Annotated in this window: 16 protein-coding genes; 4 read left to right on the top strand and 12 right to left on the bottom strand. The window is 72.7% G+C overall.

The window, feature by feature from the left end; all coding sequences use genetic code 11:
- Nucleotides 1-72: 72 nt before the first annotated feature.
- A complete protein-coding gene (locus ASC82_RS05825) occupies nt 73-1,062 on the bottom strand; it encodes an ROK family protein (protein ID WP_242427562.1) in 990 nt (329 codons plus the stop codon).
- A 255-nt stretch (nt 1,063-1,317) separates the two neighbouring features.
- Here ASC82_RS05825 and ASC82_RS05820 point away from each other — a divergent pair, with 255 nt between their 5' ends.
- A complete protein-coding gene (locus ASC82_RS05820) occupies nt 1,318-2,301 on the top strand; it encodes a LacI family DNA-binding transcriptional regulator (protein WP_242427596.1) in 984 nt (327 codons plus the stop codon).
- Nucleotides 2,302-2,368: 67 nt separating this feature from the next.
- On the opposite strand, the gene ASC82_RS05815 is transcribed toward ASC82_RS05820, so the two are convergent.
- The 6 genes from ASC82_RS05815 to ASC82_RS05790 all read right to left on the bottom strand — a co-directional run bounded on the left by ASC82_RS05815 (nt 2,369) and on the right by ASC82_RS05790 (nt 8,951).
- Complete coding sequence (locus ASC82_RS05815; RefSeq protein WP_056642510.1) at nt 2,369-4,363, bottom strand: serine/threonine-protein kinase; 1,995 nt, start codon at nt 4,361-4,363, stop codon at nt 2,369-2,371.
- A 102-nt stretch (nt 4,364-4,465) separates the two neighbouring features.
- A complete protein-coding gene (locus ASC82_RS05810) occupies nt 4,466-5,755 on the bottom strand; it encodes an aldolase/citrate lyase family protein (protein ID WP_056642508.1) in 1,290 nt (429 codons plus the stop codon).
- Nucleotides 5,756-5,908: 153 nt separating this feature from the next.
- On the bottom strand, nt 5,909-6,871 hold the full coding sequence (locus tag ASC82_RS05805) for an electron transfer flavoprotein subunit alpha/FixB family protein (RefSeq protein WP_024761386.1): 963 nt from the start codon (nt 6,869-6,871) through the stop codon (nt 5,909-5,911).
- Between the two features lie 55 nt (nt 6,872-6,926).
- The gene (locus ASC82_RS05800; protein WP_079039071.1) at nt 6,927-7,712 is read right to left on the bottom strand and encodes an electron transfer flavoprotein subunit beta/FixA family protein; all 786 of its coding nucleotides are present in this window, start codon (nt 7,710-7,712) and stop codon (nt 6,927-6,929) included.
- Nucleotides 7,713-7,911: 199 nt separating this feature from the next.
- Complete coding sequence (locus ASC82_RS05795; protein ID WP_056643308.1) at nt 7,912-8,442, bottom strand: flavin reductase family protein; 531 nt, start codon at nt 8,440-8,442, stop codon at nt 7,912-7,914.
- Nucleotides 8,443-8,639: 197 nt separating this feature from the next.
- Nucleotides 8,640-8,951 (bottom strand): thioredoxin family protein, encoded by a 312-nt coding sequence (locus ASC82_RS05790; RefSeq protein WP_056642500.1) that lies wholly within the window; start codon nt 8,949-8,951, stop codon nt 8,640-8,642.
- Between the two features lie 229 nt (nt 8,952-9,180).
- Here ASC82_RS05790 and ASC82_RS05785 point away from each other — a divergent pair, with 229 nt between their 5' ends.
- Nucleotides 9,181-9,903, top strand: coding sequence for a lysophospholipid acyltransferase family protein (locus tag ASC82_RS05785; RefSeq protein ID WP_056642497.1), 723 nt, complete (start codon nt 9,181-9,183; stop codon nt 9,901-9,903).
- Nucleotides 9,904-9,967: 64 nt separating this feature from the next.
- Here the strand turns inward: ASC82_RS05785 and ASC82_RS05780 are convergent, their stop codons facing one another.
- The 5 genes from ASC82_RS05780 to ASC82_RS05760 form a co-directional block, all read right to left on the bottom strand.
- The gene (locus ASC82_RS05780; protein ID WP_056642495.1) at nt 9,968-10,567 is read right to left on the bottom strand and encodes a transglutaminase family protein; all 600 of its coding nucleotides are present in this window, start codon (nt 10,565-10,567) and stop codon (nt 9,968-9,970) included.
- Between the two features lie 85 nt (nt 10,568-10,652).
- Entirely contained in the window at nt 10,653-11,735 is a 1,083-nt protein-coding gene (locus ASC82_RS05775) for a low specificity L-threonine aldolase (RefSeq protein WP_056642491.1), read from the bottom strand.
- Nucleotides 11,732-12,493 carry an SDR family oxidoreductase gene (locus ASC82_RS05770; protein ID WP_056643305.1) on the bottom strand — a complete coding sequence of 254 codons (762 nt, stop codon included), beginning with the start codon at nt 12,491-12,493 and terminating at the stop codon, nt 11,732-11,734. Before ASC82_RS05770 ends, ASC82_RS05775 begins: the two co-directional genes overlap by 4 nt.
- A gap of 44 nt (nt 12,494-12,537) precedes the next feature.
- Nucleotides 12,538-13,944, bottom strand: a complete 1,407-nt coding sequence (locus ASC82_RS05765; RefSeq protein ID WP_056642488.1) for a DUF6421 family protein — start codon at nt 13,942-13,944, stop codon at nt 12,538-12,540.
- 170 nt (nt 13,945-14,114) lie between these two features.
- Entirely contained in the window at nt 14,115-14,666 is a 552-nt protein-coding gene (locus ASC82_RS05760) for a GNAT family N-acetyltransferase (RefSeq protein WP_056642484.1), read from the bottom strand.
- A gap of 160 nt (nt 14,667-14,826) precedes the next feature.
- On the opposite strand from ASC82_RS05760, the gene ASC82_RS05755 reads away from it, so the two are divergent.
- Nucleotides 14,827-15,399, top strand: coding sequence for a DUF5134 domain-containing protein (locus ASC82_RS05755; RefSeq protein ID WP_056642481.1), 573 nt, complete (start codon nt 14,827-14,829; stop codon nt 15,397-15,399).
- A gap of 106 nt (nt 15,400-15,505) precedes the next feature.
- Nucleotides 15,506-16,441: a M56 family metallopeptidase gene (locus ASC82_RS05750; RefSeq protein ID WP_056642478.1), complete on the top strand. Its 936-nt coding sequence runs from the start codon at nt 15,506-15,508 to the stop codon at nt 16,439-16,441.
- Nucleotides 16,442-16,560 lie beyond the last annotated feature (119 nt).

Raw genomic sequence — 16,560 nt, 5'->3', positions numbered from 1 at the left:
GGATTGCCCGCAACACCCTGCCACGAAAACCACGAACACAGGTCCGGCACGTGTCCGGGCGGATCGTCGTGGTCAGCTGCCGGAGCCCGGCCAGGCCGCCCCGGTCCCCCCGCTCCCGGCCGCCGCGGCGGCGCCCAGCAGGCCGGCGTCGGTGCCCGTGACGGCCGGGACGACCGTCAGGTCCCGTACGAAGGAGAGCGTCGCGTAGGTCGCGAGACTGCGCCGCAGCGGGCCGAACAGGACCTCGCCGGCGCCCGCCACCCCGCCGCCGACGACCGCGATGTCGATCTCGACGAGCGTCGCCGTGGCGGCGATGCCCGCCGCGAGCGCTTGCGCGGCCCGCTCGAAGGAGGCGACGGCGATCGGGTCCCCGGCGCGCGCGGCGGCGGCGACCGCCGCCGCGGAGGCGTCGCCGTCCGGCCCCGGCCGCCAGCCGTTCTCCAGGGCGCGGCGCGCGATGTGCGGGCCGCTGGCGATCCGTTCGACGCAGCCGCGGCCGCCGCAGGCGCAGGGATCGCCGTCCAGGTCGACGGAGATGTGTCCGAGGTGACCGGCGTTGCCGGTGGGGCCCGGGTGGAGCCGGCCGTCGAGGACGAGACCTCCGCCGACACCGGTGGAGACCACGAGGCAGAGGGCGTTGTCGTGGTCGCGGGCGGCGCCGAGCCAGTGCTCGGCGGCCGTCATGGCCACCCCGTCGCCGACCAGGGTGACGGGGCGTCCGCTCGTCGCGCGGCGGACCCGCTCGACGAGCGGGAAGTCGCGCCAGCCGGGGACGTTCACCGGGCTCACGGTCCCCCGCGAGGCGTCCACCGGGCCCGCGCTGCCGATGCCGACGGCTCCCGCCGCCGCCCACAGCGGCGTGGCGGCGAGCTCCTCCAGGACGGCCTCGACGGCCTTCATCACCGTCTCGCCGTCCTCCCGGGCGGGCGTGGGCCGCTGGGCCCGCACCCGGAGTCGCCCCTCGCCGTCGACCAGCGCCCCGGCGATCTTGGTGCCGCCGATGTCGAGTGCGACGACGAGACCGGGGACGGGGCCGGTTGCGGGGTCGGGGTGCAGGGGCACGGATCCTCCAGTCGGCGGCCGGAAACGGCCGGTGGTGATCCGTACAGTCTGCCCAGTCTCCCGGCGTATGACAACGTTGTCCAGGCTCTATGCTCGACCTGAGACCGAGATCCCGGACCGGTAACGGATCCGGAACCGGAAGCGAAACCGGAATCCGCCCCGGAACCGACACCGGACCCCCACACGACGGAGGACCCCCGCACCGTGGCCGACATCGCCCGCCGCACCGATCACCGCTACGGCAACCGGCCCACGATGAAGGACGTCGCCGCCCGCGCCGGTGTCGGCCTCAAGACGGTCTCCCGGGTCGTCAACGGCGAACCGGGCGTCACCCCGGACACCGAGCGCCGCGTCCAGGAGGCCATCGAGGCCCTCGGATTCCGCCGCAACGACAGCGCACGGGTCCTGCGCAAGGGCAGGACGGCCACCATCGGGCTGGTCCTGGAGGATCTCGCCGACCCCTTCTACGGGCCGCTCAGCCGCGCCGTCGAGGAGGTCGCGCGGGCACACGGCGCGCTCCTCATCAACGGCTCCAGCGCCGAGGACCCGGACCGGGAGCAGGAGTTGGCGCTCGCCCTGTGCGCGCGCCGGGTCGACGGCCTCATCGTCATCCCCGCCGGCGACGACCACCGCTATCTCGAACCGGAGATCAGGGCGGGCGTCGCCACGGTCTTCGTCGACCGGCCGGCGGGGCGGATCGACGCCGACGCCGTCCTCTCCGACAGTTTCGGCGGGGCCCGCACCGGCGTGGCCCATCTGATCGCCCACGGACACCGCCGGATCGGTTTCATCGGAGACCGTCCCCGCATCCACACCGGCGCCGAGCGGCTGCGCGGCTACCACGCGGCGATGGAGGACGCGGGCCTGCCCGTCAAGGACGACTGGGTCTCGCTCGGGTCGACGCACCCGGAGCGGGTGGGCGCGGCCGTACGGGCGATGCTGACCGCGCCGGAGCCGGTGACGGCGCTGTTCGCGGGGAACAACCGGGTCACCGTGACGGCGGTGCGGACCCTCGCCGGTCACGCGTCCCCGGTCGCCCTCGTCGGCTTCGACGACATCGAACTGGCCGATCTGCTCGGCATCACGGTCATCGCCCAGGACGCCGCCGCGCTCGGCCGGACGGCGGCCGAGCGGCTCTTCCGGCGCCTCGACGGGGCCGGCGGGGCACCGGAGCGGGTCGTGCTCGGCACGACGCTCATCGCCCGCGGCTCGGGCGAGATCGCGCCGCCGACGGCCTGAGAGAGCACACTGCGGCCCGCGCGCACCGGCAGCCTGAGGCCTTGGGGCCCCGCAGCTCGTCCCCCTGTCAGCAGATCCGCAGCCCCTCCACGGGACCACCCGCCGCACCGCCCGCGAGGTGCAGCACGCTGAGGTACACGTTGGTGTTGCCGCTGTCGTCGTCGGTCCTGGCGAACCACCGGCTGGTCCGTCCGCCGTACGTCTCGCTGCGGTCGAGGTCGACCTGGCAGTAGAGGACGTGCGGGCCCGCGCCGACCGTCCCCATCTCACCGCCGTCGTAGCGGGTCGTCGTCGCGCTCCGCACGACCTGGCAGGTCGAGGAGGAACCCGCGGACTCGCACCCCGCGGGCGCCGGGGCCTCGGTGGCCGGCGCGGTCGTGCCGCCGGCCCCGGCGCCGCCCTCGGAGGGGGCGTCCGTCGTCGCGGTGCCACTGCCGGGGGAGCTCGCGGCCGTCGTGCCGCCGGTGGCCGAACCGCCCCCGGAAGCGGAGCCGGAACCGTCGCCGCCACCCGCCCCCGTCGTCGTATCCCTCGTACTCGTGCCCGTGCCGGTATCGGACCCGTCACCGGGTTCCGAGCCGCGTTCCGATCCGTCGCGCCCGGTGCCGTCGGTGGCCGGGCCCCGGTCGTCGCCCGGCTCCCCGGACTCCCGGTCCGAGGGGCTCGCCCCGCCGGATCCCGTGAGGGAGGGCGCCCCGGTGCCACCGGTCGCGCCGGAGGAGGGCGTGCCGCTGCTCCCCGGATCCAGTACGCGGCCGGTGTCCTCGTCCGGGATGTCGCCCGGGCCGCCACCCGCAAGGTTCCCGTCGGAGACCTGCTCCGTCGTGCCGTGCTCCATGAGGAGGTACGTGAGGCCGCCCCCGGCCAGCAGGACGGCGGCCACGGAGGCGGCGATCAGCGCACTGCCCCGGCGTCGCTTCGCCGCACCACGCCGCCCCGCGCGGGCCCGTCGGCCGCTCGCGCCGACGGTGTCGGGCCCGGCGGGCACCGGCGGCACGGGTCCTGCGGCCATCGCGGGTGCGGGCGGTATCAGCGGCGCCACGGGCATCACCGGCGGGCCGAAGCCCTCGACCGACACGGCGGGCGGCCCGGCCTCCGCTCCCGGTCCCGCTCCCGCTCCCGGTCCCGCTCCCGCTCCCGCTCCCGCTCCCGCTCCCGACCCAGCCTGTGCCTCCACCGCCGATTCCGGCACGGACTCCGGCACCGGCACCGGCCCCGACTCCGCCACCTCCACCGCCACCGCTCCGAGGAGGCGTGCCGCCTCGCGGGCGCCCGGCCGTGAGGCGGGGTCCTTGTCCAGCAGCCGGGTCAGGACCGGGGCGAGGGGCCCGGCACGCACGGGCTCCGGGAGGGGTTCGCCGACGATGGCCGCGAGGGTCGACCAGGTCGACGTACGGCGGAAGGGCGAGGCGCCCTCGACCGCCGCGTACAAGGTGGCGCCGACGGCCCACACGTCCGAGGCGGGGCCGGGGTCCTGCCCGCGCGCCCGCTCGGGGGCGAGGAAGTCGAGGGAGCCGACGATCTCGCCGCTGCGCGTGAGGTGGGTCGCGGAGCCGTCGCCCGGATCCTCCATGGTCGCGATGCCGAAGTCGGTGAGGACGATCCGGCCCGAGCGGTCGAGCAGGATGTTGCCGGGCTTCACGTCCCGGTGGAGCACGCCGACGTCGTGCGCGGCGGCCAGCGCCTCCAGGACGTGGGCGCCGATCCGGGCGGCCTCGACCGGGTCCAGGGTGCCGCGTTCTCCGAGAACGTCGTCGAGGGAGGGCCCGTCGACGAGCTCCATGACGATGACGGGCCGGCCCTCGTGCTCGGTGACGTCGTGGACGGCCACGACTCCGGGGTGGCGGACCCGGGCGGCGGCGCGTGCCTCGCGCGTCATCCGCAGGCGCAGGTCGGCCAGTTCGGGCGCGGCCGCGTCCGTGAACGTGCGGAGTTCCTTGACGGCGACCTCGCGCCCGAGGACCTCGTCGACGGCGCGCCAGACGACCCCCATGCCGCCGCGGCCGAGTCTGCGCACGATTCTGTAGCGGCCCGCGAGCCGCTCGTTCTCCCCCGATGACACCGCTGCCCCGTTCCCCTGTCGAGCACGTGCGCGCACCGCGCGCGAACTCGTACAGGGTACGGGGCAGTTGGCCGGATCGAGATCCTTGTCTGATCTTCGTGTCTACTCGGCCGAGGCCGTGAGGTCGCCGCGGCGCGGGGCCGCGAAGCGGTCGAGCGCGGCACGGGTCATGCCGGTGAGGGCGTCGACCTCGGCCGTGTCGAGGGCGCCGCAGTCGATGCCGCGCAGCAGGTACGAGGAGAGCGCCTTGGCGGTGGCGGGCTCGTCCATGACGTCGCCGCCCGCGTGGTTGGCGTACGCGGAGAGGCGCTTGGCAGCGGCCTCGAAGCCCTCGCGGTAGAAGGCGAAGACGGCGGCGTAGCGGGTGGGGATGTGGCCGGGGTGCATGTCCCAGCCCTGGTAGTAGGCGCGGGCGAGGGCGCGGCGGGTCAGCCCGTAGTGCAGGCGCCAGGCCTCGTGGACGTGCTCCTTGGAGCCGACCGGGAGGACGTTGGTGGAGCCGTCGGAGACGCGGACGCCGGTGCCCGCGGCGGCGACCTGCATGATCGCCTTGGCGTGGTCGGCGGCGGGGTGGTCGCTGGCCTGGTAGGCGGCGGAGACGCCGAGGCAGGCGCTGTAGTCGAAGGTGCCGTAGTGCAGGCCGGTGGCGCGGCCCTCGGCGGCGCCGATCATGCGGGCGACGGCGGCGGTGCCGTCGGAGGCCAGGATGGACTGGCTGGTCTCGATCTGGATCTCGAAGCCGAGGCGGCCGGCGTCCAGGCCGTGGGCCTTCTCGAAGGCCTCCAGGAGGCGGACGAAGGCGGAGACCTGCTCGGGGTAGGTCACCTTCGGGAGGGTGAGGACGAGCCCGTCGGGGAGGCCGCCGTTCTCCAGGAGACCGGTGAGGAAGACATCGGTGGTGCGGATGCCCCGGTCGCGTACGGCGGACTCCATGCACTTCATCCGGATGCCCATGTACGGGGCGGCCGTGCCGTTCCGGTACGCCTCCGAGATCAGCCGGGCGGCGCGGGCGGCGTCCCGGTCCTCGTCGTCGCCCGCGTAGCCGTCCTCGAAGTCGACGCGCAGGTCCTCGATGGGCTCGCGCTCCAGCTTGGCGCGCACGCGGCCGTAGACGTCCTCGGCGAGGTCGTCGGCGAGGCCGAGGACCGCGGCGAAGGAGGCAGCGTCCGGGGCATGCTCGTCGAGGGCCGCGAGGGCCTGGTCGCCCCAGGAGCGGACGGTGTCGGCGTCGAAGACGTTGCCGGGGACGTAGACCGTGTGGACGGGCTGGCGGGTGCCGGGGTCTCCCGGGTAGCGGCGGTCGAGCTCTGCGTCCACCGCCGCCAGGGAGGCGCTGATGCCCTCGCTGACCGCGCCCGCGAGGCTCGTCGACACCTTCTCCTGCTGACCCATCCCACACCCTCCTGTTTTCCGCTGCACGGAATCAACAATCCGTATAGCGAAGTTAATAGTCGGTCGGGACCCACGTCAATGGGTGTCCGAAACGGCCGGGGGCCGCGCGGCGACGAATCGCCACGCGGCCCCCGGACCGTACAGAACCGCAGGTCAGCCCTTGCGGGCCTGAACCTCGGCGGTCAGCTGCGGGACGACGTCGAAGAGGTCGCCCACCACGCCGTAGTCGACGAGGTCGAAGATCGGAGCCTCGGCGTCCTTGTTGATGGCGACGATGGTCTTCGAGGTCTGCATGCCCGCGCGGTGCTGGATCGCGCCGGAGATGCCGGAGGCGATGTACAGCTGCGGCGAGACCGACTTGCCGGTCTGGCCGACCTGGTTGGAGTGCGGGTACCAGCCGGCGTCGACGGCGGCGCGCGAGGCGCCCACGGCGGCACCGAGCGAGTCGGCGAGCGCCTCGATGATGCCGAAGTTCTCGGCACCGTTGACGCCGCGGCCACCGGAGACCACGATCGCGGCCTCGGTCAGCTCCGGGCGGCCGGTCGACTCGCGCGGGGTGCGCGCGGTCACCTTGGTGCCGGTGGCCAGCGGGCCGAAGGAGACCGCGAGGGCCTCGACGGCGCCGGCGGCCGGGGCGGCCTCGACGGGGGCCGAGTTCGGCTTGACCGTGATGACCGGAGTGCCCTTGGAGACACGGGACTTGGTGGTGAACGAGGCGGCAAAGGCGGCCTGCGTCGCGACCGGGCCCTCGTCACCGGCCTCCAGGTCCACGGCGTCGGTGATGACACCGGAGCCGATGCGGACGGCGAGGCGGGCGGCGATCTCCTTGCCCTCGGCGGAGGACGGGACGAGCACGGCGGCCGGGGAGACCGCGTCGTACGCGGCCTGGAGCGCGTCGACCTTCGGGACGACGAGGTACTCGGCGAACTCGGGGGCGTCGGCGGTGAGGACCTTCACGGCGCCGTGCTCGGCGAGCGCGGCGGCGGTGTCGGCGGCGCCGTTGCCGAGCGCGACGGCGACCGGCTCGCCGAGGCGGCGGGCGAGGGTCAGCAGCTCCAGGGTGGGCTTGCGGACGGCACCGTCGACGTGGTCGACGTAGACGAGAATCTCAGCCATGGGACTTCAGTCTCCTGCGAACGAAAAGGGGCGGGACGGTCGGCTCGCGCGAGCCTTAGATGAACTTCTGGCTCGCGAGGTACTCGGCGAGCTGCTTGCCGCCCTCGCCCTCGTCCTTCACGATCGTGCCCGCGGTGCGCGCCGGACGCTCGGCGGCCGAGTCGACCAGGGTCCAGGAACCCTCCAGGCCGACCTCCTCGGCCTCGATGTCGAGGTCGTCGAGGTCCAGGGACTCCACCGGCTTCTTCTTGGCGGCCATGATGCCCTTGAAGGACGGGTAGCGCGCCTCGCCCGACTGGTCCGTCACGGACACGACGGCCGGGAGCGAGGCCTCCAGCTGCTCGGAAGCGCTGTCGCCGTCGCGGCGGCCGGTGACCTTGCCGTCCTCGATCTTGACCTCGGAGAGCAGCGTGACCTGCGGGACGCCCAGGCGCTCGGCGAGGATCGCCGGCAGGACACCCATGGTGCCGTCGGTGGAGGCCATACCGGCGATGACGACGTCGTAGCCGGTCTTCTCGATCGCCTTGGCGAGCACGAGGGAGGTGGCCATGACGTCGCTGCCGTGCAGGTCGTCGTCCTCGACGTGGACGGCCTTGTCGGCGCCCATGGACAGCGCCTTGCGCAGCGCGTCCTTGGCGTCCTCGGGGCCGACCGTCAGCACGGTGACCTCCGCGTCGTCCGCCTCTTCGGCGATCTGCAGGGCCTGCTCGACCGCGTACTCGTCGAGCTCCGACAGCAGGCCGTCGACGTTGTCGCGGTCGACCGTCAGGTCGTCAGCGAACTTACGGTCTCCGGTCGCGTCGGGCACGTACTTCACACAGACAACGATCCTCAAGCTCACGCCGGCTCTCCTACTGCATCGTCATAACTTGGCTGCCTTGTTGCTCGCAGCATAGGCGCCTGAAGGGCGGGTTTCCGGTCGGGGCGCCGGACGCCCCGACCGAAATATTACTCGCCAGTACACCCAGTCCGTTACCAGTAAGCAAGCGCTCAGCCATGTGACCTTGACAACGCGCGGAGAGGGGCGCGGGCGGGAACTCTCAGTCGCGCAGCGCGTTGAAGCGCCCGTGGTGGTAGAGGAGCGGCCGGCCCGCCCCGTCCGGGTCCCCGGCGACCGCCTGCGCGATCACGATCCGATGGTCGCCTGCGGGCACCCGGGCCACCACGCGGCAGACCAGCCAGGCCAGTACGCCGTCCAGGACGGGCACGCCCTCCGGGCCCACGCTCCAGCGGGTCTCCCCGCCGAAGCGGTCGGCGCCGCTGCGCGCGAAGGTGGCGGCCAGCTCCTGCTGGTGCTCGCCGAGTATGTGCACGCCGATGTGCTCGGCCTCGGCCACCACGGGCCAGCTGGAGGAGGAGGTGCCCACGCCGAAGGAGATCAGCGGGGGTTCGGCGGCGACGGAGTTGAGCGAGGTCGCGGTGAAGCCGACCGGGCGCTCGCCGTGCGCGGTGATCACCGCGACACCGGCGGCGTGCCGGCGGAAGACGGAGCGGAGCAGGTCGGGAGAGGCCTGCCGGGGTGCGCCGATCGTGGGTGCGGTGCTGAGCTGGAGTTCCGGCGTAACCGTCATGGAATTGTCCTTCTGCGAGGGCGTCATGAGGGGAGTCCTGGGGTGGTCAGACACCCGGACAGCGCGCGCTCGCGTTGCGGGCCAGGTCGACGTGGACCCGGCCGTAGAGAAGGAGTTCTGGGGGCACTCCGTCAGGGTGACGATCGTTGCGGGGTGCAGTCAAGTGCGTACCGGGATGTGGGAGAAGTGTCACCGCGTCAGACCGCCCGCCCCAGCGCCGCGATGACGTCCGCCCTGCGGGGCTGTCCGGCCGCCCGGCGGACGACCCGGCCCGCGCGGTCGAGGACGAGGACGGTGGGCGTCCGCACGATGCCCAGCTCCCGTACGAGGTCGAGGCGCTCCTCGGCGTCGATCTCCACGTGTCCGACGCCCGGCACCATGGCGGCCACCTCGGCGAGGGTGCGGCGGGTGGCGCGGCAGGGCTGGCAGAAGGCGGTCGAGAACTGCACGAGGGTGGCCCGCTCCCCCAGCTCGGCGCCGAGCGTCTCCGGCCCCAGGACCTCGATCACGCGTCTCCCCTTTCCCTTACGTCACTTCTCCCCCTCCAGCAGCGTCGCACGGGACCGTTCGATTCCCGCCACGGCCACCGGGGGTGACGAGAATCTCCCTGTACGAAGCCGCCTGGACTGGTCACGGGGCCCCACATGGGGCACCATCTGCCCAAAGCCGAAAACCTACGGCCGCGTAACTTCGCCGGGAGAACCCGCTCCGGGCACACGAAGAAGAGGTTCCTCTCCGATGGCAGAACTCGTCTATCGACCGGTCGTCGGTGCCGCGCTCACGCTGTTCAAGGCGCTCGACCTGAAGATCGACACGCAGGGTTCCGAGAACATCCCCCGCACGGGCGGGGCGGTGCTCGTGAGCAATCACATCAGCTATCTGGACTTCATCTTCACCGGTCTCGCGGCCCTCCCCCAGAAGCGCCTGGTGCGCTTCATGGCGAAGGACTCGGTCTTCAAGCACAAGGTCTCGGGACCGCTCATGCGCGGCATGAAGCACATCCCCGTCGACCGCTCGCAGGGTGAGCACGCCTACAAGCACGCACTGGAGTCGCTGCGGGCCGGCGAGATCATCGGCGTCTTCCCCGAGGCGACCATCTCCCAGTCCTTCACCCTCAAGAGCTTCAAGACGGGTGCGGCGCGGCTGGCGCAGGAGGCGGGCGTCCCGCTGATCCCGATGGCGCTCTGGGGCACCCAGCGCGTGTGGACGAAGGGGCGTCCGCGGAACTTCAAGCGGAGCCACATCCCGGTGACGATCCGCGTCGGCGAGCCCGTCGAGGCCCCCGCCGACCAGTACGCGGGCGCGATCACGCGGCGGCTGCGCGAGCGCGTGCAGGAGCTCCTCGAGGCCGCGCAGCGCGCCTACCCGGTCCGTCCGAAGGACGCGAACGACACGTGGTGGGTGCCCGCGCACCTCGGCGGTACGGCTCCGACGCCGGCCCAGGTCAAGGAAGCCGGCTGAGCAAGCCGACAGAGGCCGTCCCGGCCCACCGGAGCCGCCCGGCCGATCACGGCCGTACGCGGCCTCACAGCTCCGTAGGGAGCGTCCGCCAGAGGTGCGGCCGGTCCGGGGCGGCCTTCAGCGCGCCCAGGACGGCCGGGTGCGGTTCGGCGTACAGCAGGGGGTAGTCCACCTCGCCGAGCTCCGGCCGCACGGTCCAGGCGAGGCGCTCCTCCGTCAGGGAGAAGCGGGCGTCGACGCCCGGCTTGTTGCCCCGCACGTCCTGCCGGGCCCATGCCCGCTCCCCGGGCAGCAGCAGGGCCACGAGCCCGTGGATCACCGGGTTCGAGCCGTCGTCGTCCGCGAGCCGCTGGTAGCAGAGGGCGGCAGGGATGCCGCGGGCGCGCAGGAGCGCGGCGTACGCCAGGGACTTGGCGTAGCAGACGCCGGTGCGCTGTTCCAGGACGTCGGAGGCGCGCCAGGTGACGCGGAGGTCGCCGGAGTCCTGGGAGTGCGGGATGGTGTCGCGTACGTACGCGTAGGACGCCTCGGCGTATGAGTATGCGTCGGGGTGATCGGCGGTGAGGCGGTCCGCTACTTCCCCGACCAGGGGGTGGTCATGGTCGACGGCCTCGCCGACCGCCAGGTAGGCCGAGATCTCGGGGTGCTGCTGCACGAGTTTCATGCGGTGAGAGCGTAAGGAAACGGCCGGACGGAAGTCAATGACTTTCCGTCCAGCCGTATATTCATGCAGCGCTCGCGAGTGACGGCTACTGGCGCGCCATCTCTTCCTTCAGCGCCTGGAGGAACGCGTCCACGTCGTCCTCCGTGGTGTCGAAGGCGCACATCCAGCGCACGTCGCCGGCTGCCTCGTCCCAGAAGTAAAAGCGGAAGCGTTCCTGCAGCCGCCTGCTGACCTCGTGCGGGAGCCGCGCGAAGACCGCGTTGGCCTGCACCGGGTAGAGGATCTCCACCCCGTCGACCGCCCGCACACCCGCCGCGAGGCGCTGGGCCATCGCGTTGCCGTGGCGGGCGTTGCGCAGCCACAGGTCCTTGGCGAGGAGCGCCTCCAGCTGGACCGACACGAAGCGCATCTTCGACGCGAGCTGCATGGACAGCTTGCGCAGGTGCTTCATGTGGCTGACGGCGTCCGGGTTGAGGACGACGACGGCCTCGCCGAAGAGCATGCCGTTCTTCGTGCCGCCGTACGAGATCACGTCCACGCCCACCGCGTTGGTGAACGCGCGCATCGGCACGTCCAGCGAGGCGGCGGCGTTGGCTATGCGGGCCCCGTCGAGGTGGACCTTCATGCCCTTGGAGTGGGCGTGCTCGACGATCGCGCGGATCTCCTCGACCGTGTAGACCGTGCCCAGCTCGGTGTTCTGGGTGATCGACACGACCTGCGGCATCGCCCGGTGCTCGTCCTCCCAGCCCCAGGCCTGCCGGTCGATGAGCTCGGGGGTGAGCTTGCCGTCCGGGGTCGGCACGGTGAGCAGCTTGAGGCCGCCCATCCGCTCCGGCGCCCCGCCCTCGTCCACGTTGATGTGCGCGGACTCGGCGCAGATCACGGCGCCCCAGCGGTCGGTCAGGGCCTGGAGCGCGGTCACGTTGGCCCCGGTGCCGTTGAAGACCGGGAAGGCCTCGGCGCTGGAACCGAAGTGGCTGTGCATGATGCGCTGCAGGTGCTCGGTGTACTGGTCCTCGCCGTAGGCGACCTGGTGGCCTTCGTTGGCGAGGGCGAGGGCCGCGAGGACCTCGGGGTGGGCGCCGGCGTAGTTGTCGCTGGCGAAGCCCCGGACCGACGGGTCGTGGTGACGACGCGCGTCGGTCCGCGGGCCGAGGGCCCCTGTCACGGCTTGGGGGTCAGCCACAGACGCTGTCCATTCACTTCCTGGGCGGGCCTGTTCCACAGGCCGGCGATCTCGTCGGCCAGGTCCTTCACATCGGTGAAGCCCGCGAACTTCGCGTTGGGGCGTTCGGCGCGCATCGCGTCGTGCACCAACGCCTTGATCACCAGGATCGCAGCCGCGGCCTGCGGGCCGTCGTCGCCCCCCAGCTTGCGGAACGAGTCGGCCATGGCGAGGGTCCAGGCCTCGGCGGCCGCCTTGCCGGCGTTGTACGCGGCGTTGTTGGCGAGCGGCTTGTGCGCGCCGACCTGGCTGATCAGCGCGTACCGGCCGCGTCCGCCGGCGCGCAGCAGCCCGTCGTGGAAGGCGAGCGAGGTGTGCTGGACGGTGCGGATGAGGAGCTTCTCCAGGAAGTCCCAGTCCTTGAGGTCGGTCTCCGTGAAGGAGGCGCTGCCGCGCCAGCCGCCGACGAGGTGGACCAGGCCGTCGATCCGGCCGAACTCCTTCTCGGTCTTCGCGGCCCAGTCGCGCGTGGCGTCCAGGTCGAGCAGGTCGACCGTGTCGCCGATGACCCGGGCGCCGCCGTGGGCGTAGCGGGCGGCGTCGACGGCCTCCGCGAGGCGCGCCGGGTCGGCGTCGGAGCCGACGACGGTCGCGCCGGCCTCGGCGAGGCGCATCAGGGTCGCGCGGCCCGCGGGGCCGGCCGCGCCGGCCACCGCGATGACGGCGCCGTCGAGCGGCCCGCCGTTTCCGTTGGCGTTCATGGGCGACGCCTCCTCCGTGCTCTGCGTGCTGTCGGTGGAGTCGCTCACGCGGCGGCCCGCTCGGTGCGCGGGACGTCGGCGGCGGTGATCCCCTTGGTGTCGGCGATCACGCCCTTCAGCTTCTTGGCGAGGGCCTCAAAGAACATGCTGAGCGGAAACTCGTCCGGAAGCACGTCGTCGACGAGCTTGCGCGGCGGGAGGGACAGGTCCAGGGCGTCGGGACCCTTGGCCCACGTCGAGCCCGGGTGCGGGGCGAGGTAGGTGGAGACGAGCTCGTACGCCTTGAACCAGTGGACCAGCTTCGGGCGGTCGATGCCGTCGCGGTAGAGGGTCTCGATCTCGGCGCAGAGCTGGTTGGTGACCTCGGGGGCGCGCTGCCAGTCGATCTTGAGGGTGTTGTCCGTCCAGCGCACCACGTCGTGCTTGTGGAGGTACGCGAAGAGGAGCTGGCCGCCCAGACCGTCGTAGTTCCGGTTGCGGTCGCCGGAGAGCGGGAAGCGGAACATCCGGTCGAAGAGGACCGCGTACTGCACGTCACGCCCGTGCGCGTTGCCCTCGGCCTCCAGCTTCACGGCCTCCTTGAAGGCGGTGAGGTCGCAGCGGAGCTCCTCCAGGCCGTACATCCAGAACGGCTGGCGCTGCTTGATCATGAAGGGATCGAAGGGCAGGTCGCCGTGGCTGTGGGTGCGGTCGTGGACCATGTCCCAGAGCACGAAGGCCTGCTCGCAGCGGGTCTGGTCGTCGATCATGGCGGCGATGTCCGCGGGCAGCTGGATGCCCAGGGTGTCGACGGCGGCCTCGGTGACCTTGCGGAAGCGCGCGGCCTCGCGGTCGCAGAAGATGCCGCCCCAGCTGAAGCGCTCGGGGGCCTCGCGGACCGCGATGGTCTCGGGGAAGAGGACGGCCGAGTGGGTGTCGTACCCGGCGGTGAAGTCCTCGAACGTGATGCCGCAGAAGAGCGGGTTGTCGTAGCGCGTGCTCTCGAGCTCGGCCAGCCACTCGGGCCAGACCATGCGGAGCACGACGGCCTCGAAGTTGCGGTCCGGGTTGCCGTTCTGCGTGTACATCGGGAAGAGCACGAGGTGCTGGAGCCCGTCGGCGCGGTCGGCGGCCGGCTGGAAGGCCAGCAGCGAGTCCAGGAAGTCCGGGACCGTGAAGCCGCTCTCGGCCCACTTGCGCAGGTCGGAGACGAGCGCGCGGTGGTAGGCGCCGTCGTGCGGAACGAGCGGGGAGAGCTGCTCGACCGCGGCGGTGACCCGGTCGACGGTCAGCTCGACGAGCGCGCGGGCGGGTGCGCCCTCGGCCTCGAAGTCGATGGAGCCGTCCGCGCTCTGCCAGACGCGGATCTCCTCCACGGCATTCTTGAGCTCGGCCCAAGCCGGGTGGTCGATGACCCGGGCGTCGGCGGCTATCGCCCCACCGGTCGCGTCCTGCACAAGAATTTCCGTCATGCCTCTTCCTCCACAGGAGAACCTTGCGTCAAGACACCGTAACCATTGACGGTTCCTTGCCACAAGGGGAGCAAGAGAAATTATCCTGCGCTACCCCCATGGAGACCGAAGTTTTTCCTGTCTGTCGGGCTTGAAGCCACCCTTCCGCCGTACGGAGCGGTTCCGTCGCGTCAGCCGAGCGGCTTGATCAGGAGCTCGAACTGCAGATCGTCACGCTGGGGCAGGCCGAAGCGCTCGTCCCCGTACGGGAAGGGGGTCATCCGGCCCGTACGGGCGTAGCCGCGCCGCTCGTACCAGGCGATGAGCTCCTCGCGCACGGAGATCACCGTCATGTGCATCTCGCGGACGTCCCACAGCTCGCGCACGCGCCGCTCGGCCTCCTCGATGATCCGCTTGCCGAGGCCCGCGCCCTGGAGCTCGGGACGGACGGCGAACATCCCGAAGTAGGCGGCCTCGCCGCGGTGCTCCAGCTGGCAGCAGGCGACGACCTCCCCGTCGCGCTCGACGACCAGGAGACGGCTGCCCGGCGTGGTGATGACGGCGGCCACGCCCTCGGGGTCGGTGCGCTGCCCCTGGAGGATGTCCGCCTCCGTCGTCCAGCCGCCCCGGCTGGCATCGCCCCGGTAGGCCGACTCGACGAGCGGGACGAGGACCGGGACGTCGTCCAGGACCGCCTCGCGGTACTCGATCCGGCCGGTCTCCTGGGACGTGACGGTGTCCATGTGTGCGGGCTCCCCTCAAGCGCTGACGATCGACGTGCGCGATCGTCCCGAGCCTAACGCGCGCACCTTTCACTCCCCCTCGTACATCCGTGCGCGCCCGTGCGCCCGCGTACGTCCCCCCGGCGGCGGGCATTCCTCCCGGATGAGGGGGAGGTGAGCTGTGCACGGAGCGACCGTGTCGGGGTGGCTGCTGGTCGTCCTCTGCGCCGCGACGGGCATGTACTGCCTGCTGCGGATGCGCGCGTGCGACGGGGAGGAGCGAAGGGCAGCGGGCGGCGAGGCGCTGATGGGCTTCGGCATGGCGGTCATGGCGCTGCCCGCGGCGGTGGTGCCGCAGCCGGGGTGGAGCTGGGCGGTGTACGCGGTGGTGTTCGGCGGGACGGCGCTGCTGGGCCTGGCCGGGGCGGCCCGGCGGGGCGGCCACCACCTGCACCACCTCGTCGGCTCGCTCGCCATGCTCTACATGGCGGTGGCGATGGCCGCCCCTGGGGCACAGGGGGCGCACACGGGGCACGCCATGGGGACGGCGGGCGGCATACCCGTACTGACGGGCGGACTGCTCCTCTATTACGCGGTGTACGTGCTGCGCGCGGGGGCGCGGCTCGCGCCGGCGGCGGTGGCCGTGGCGACGGCGGGCGGCCCCGGCCCGGTCTGGGCGGCCAGACCGGAGCTCACCCTCGCGTGCCGGGTCTCGATGGCCCTGGCGATGGTCGCGATGCTGGTGACGCTCTGATCCACGGGCCCGCGGGCCCTCGACGGGCACAACGAAACCGTGGCGTACGTCACTTGACGTCCGCGGCCATACCCCCGACCCGTACCGCGCTCATAGGGTGACGCTCATGTGGGTCTCCCTCGCGCTGCTCCTGCTCGGTTTCCTGACCGCCCTCGCCGCCCCCCGGCTGCTGGCGCGGGCCGACTGGGTGGAGCGAGAACCCGTGGTCGCGCTCTGGGTGTGGCAGTGCGTGGTGGCGGCGGTGCTGCTGAGTTTCGCGCTGTCGATGACGTTCAGTGCGTCGGCGGCCTGGCAGGCGGTACGGGGCCAGCTCTTCGCGCCCGCGCCGCGCGCGGTGGTCGACGCGTACGAACTCGGCACGACCGGCCCGTGGTCGGGGGTCCTCGCGGTCGCCCTGGCCTGCGGCGGCGTCTGGTCCGGCGCGATGCTCGGCCGCGAGATCGGCCAGGCGCGCGCCCGGCGCAGGCAGCGCCGCTGCGACCTCCTCGTCCGCGCTCCCCTGCTGCCCGGGGAACAGTCGGGCAGCGAGCGGCTCGTCGTCCTGGAGGGCGAGCGGGCGGACGCGTGGTGGATGGCGGGGACGACGCCCCAACTGGTCATCACCACGGCCGCGCTGCGGCGCCTGAAGGGCCGGCAGCTGGACGCGGTCCTGGCGCACGAGCAGGGGCACGCCCGGGCCCGGCACGACTGGCTGCTGCACTGCTCGGCCGCGCTCGCCGGCGGCTTCCCCGGGATCCCGGTCTTCACGGCCTTCCGCGAGGAGATGCACCGGCTGGTGGAGCTGGCCGCCGACGACGTGGCCTCGCGCCGGTTCGGGCGGCTGACGATCGCGCTGGCCCTCGTCGAACTGAACGAGGACCGGGGGGTGTTCGGCCCCGGCCCGGCACCGGACGCGGATCTGCCGCAGCGGGTGCACCGACTCCTCACCGCGGCCCCGCGACTGACGGCGGGGCGCCGGCTGCGGCTGACCGCCGTCGCGTCCCTGGTCCCGGTGGTCCCGGTCCTGGTGGCCTTCGTCCCGGCGCTCACCGCGCTGGGATAGGGAGCACCTCCCCGCGGTGGTGTTCCGGATCGCGACCCGGGGTGTGTCGATGCCGACCAAGGCGGGTGTGCCGGTGCCGACCAAGGCGGGGGCCGTCGCCGCCCGGTCGGGGCCGATCG

It is taken from the genome of Streptomyces sp. Root431 (assembly GCF_001426585.1).
GTDB classification, from domain to species: Bacteria; Actinomycetota; Actinomycetes; order Streptomycetales; family Streptomycetaceae; genus Streptomyces; species Streptomyces stackebrandtii.
This window is presented reverse-complemented; position numbering and strand designations above follow the sequence as displayed.

Excerpts from the sequence above, each read along its gene's own strand:
- ASC82_RS05780 (WP_056642495.1), bottom strand. The coding sequence starts at position 10,567 with ATGAAACTCGTGCAGCAGCACCCCGAGATCTCGGCCTACCTGGCGGTC.
- ASC82_RS05820 (WP_242427596.1), top strand. The coding sequence starts at position 1,318 with ATGAAGGACGTCGCCGCCCGCGCCGGTGTCGGCCTCAAGACGGTCTCC.
- ASC82_RS05805 (WP_024761386.1), bottom strand. The coding sequence starts at position 6,871 with ATGGCTGAGATTCTCGTCTACGTCGACCACGTCGACGGTGCCGTCCGC.
- ASC82_RS05795 (WP_056643308.1), bottom strand. The coding sequence starts at position 8,442 with ATGACGGTTACGCCGGAACTCCAGCTCAGCACCGCACCCACGATCGGC.
- ASC82_RS05765 (WP_056642488.1), bottom strand. The coding sequence starts at position 13,944 with ATGACGGAAATTCTTGTGCAGGACGCGACCGGTGGGGCGATAGCCGCC.
- ASC82_RS05770 (WP_056643305.1), bottom strand. The coding sequence starts at position 12,493 with ATGAACGCCAACGGAAACGGCGGGCCGCTCGACGGCGCCGTCATCGCG.
- ASC82_RS05810 (WP_056642508.1), bottom strand. The coding sequence starts at position 5,755 with ATGGGTCAGCAGGAGAAGGTGTCGACGAGCCTCGCGGGCGCGGTCAGC.
- ASC82_RS05750 (WP_056642478.1), top strand. The coding sequence starts at position 15,506 with ATGTGGGTCTCCCTCGCGCTGCTCCTGCTCGGTTTCCTGACCGCCCTC.
- ASC82_RS05785 (WP_056642497.1), top strand. The coding sequence starts at position 9,181 with ATGGCAGAACTCGTCTATCGACCGGTCGTCGGTGCCGCGCTCACGCTG.
- ASC82_RS05760 (WP_056642484.1), bottom strand. The coding sequence starts at position 14,666 with ATGGACACCGTCACGTCCCAGGAGACCGGCCGGATCGAGTACCGCGAG.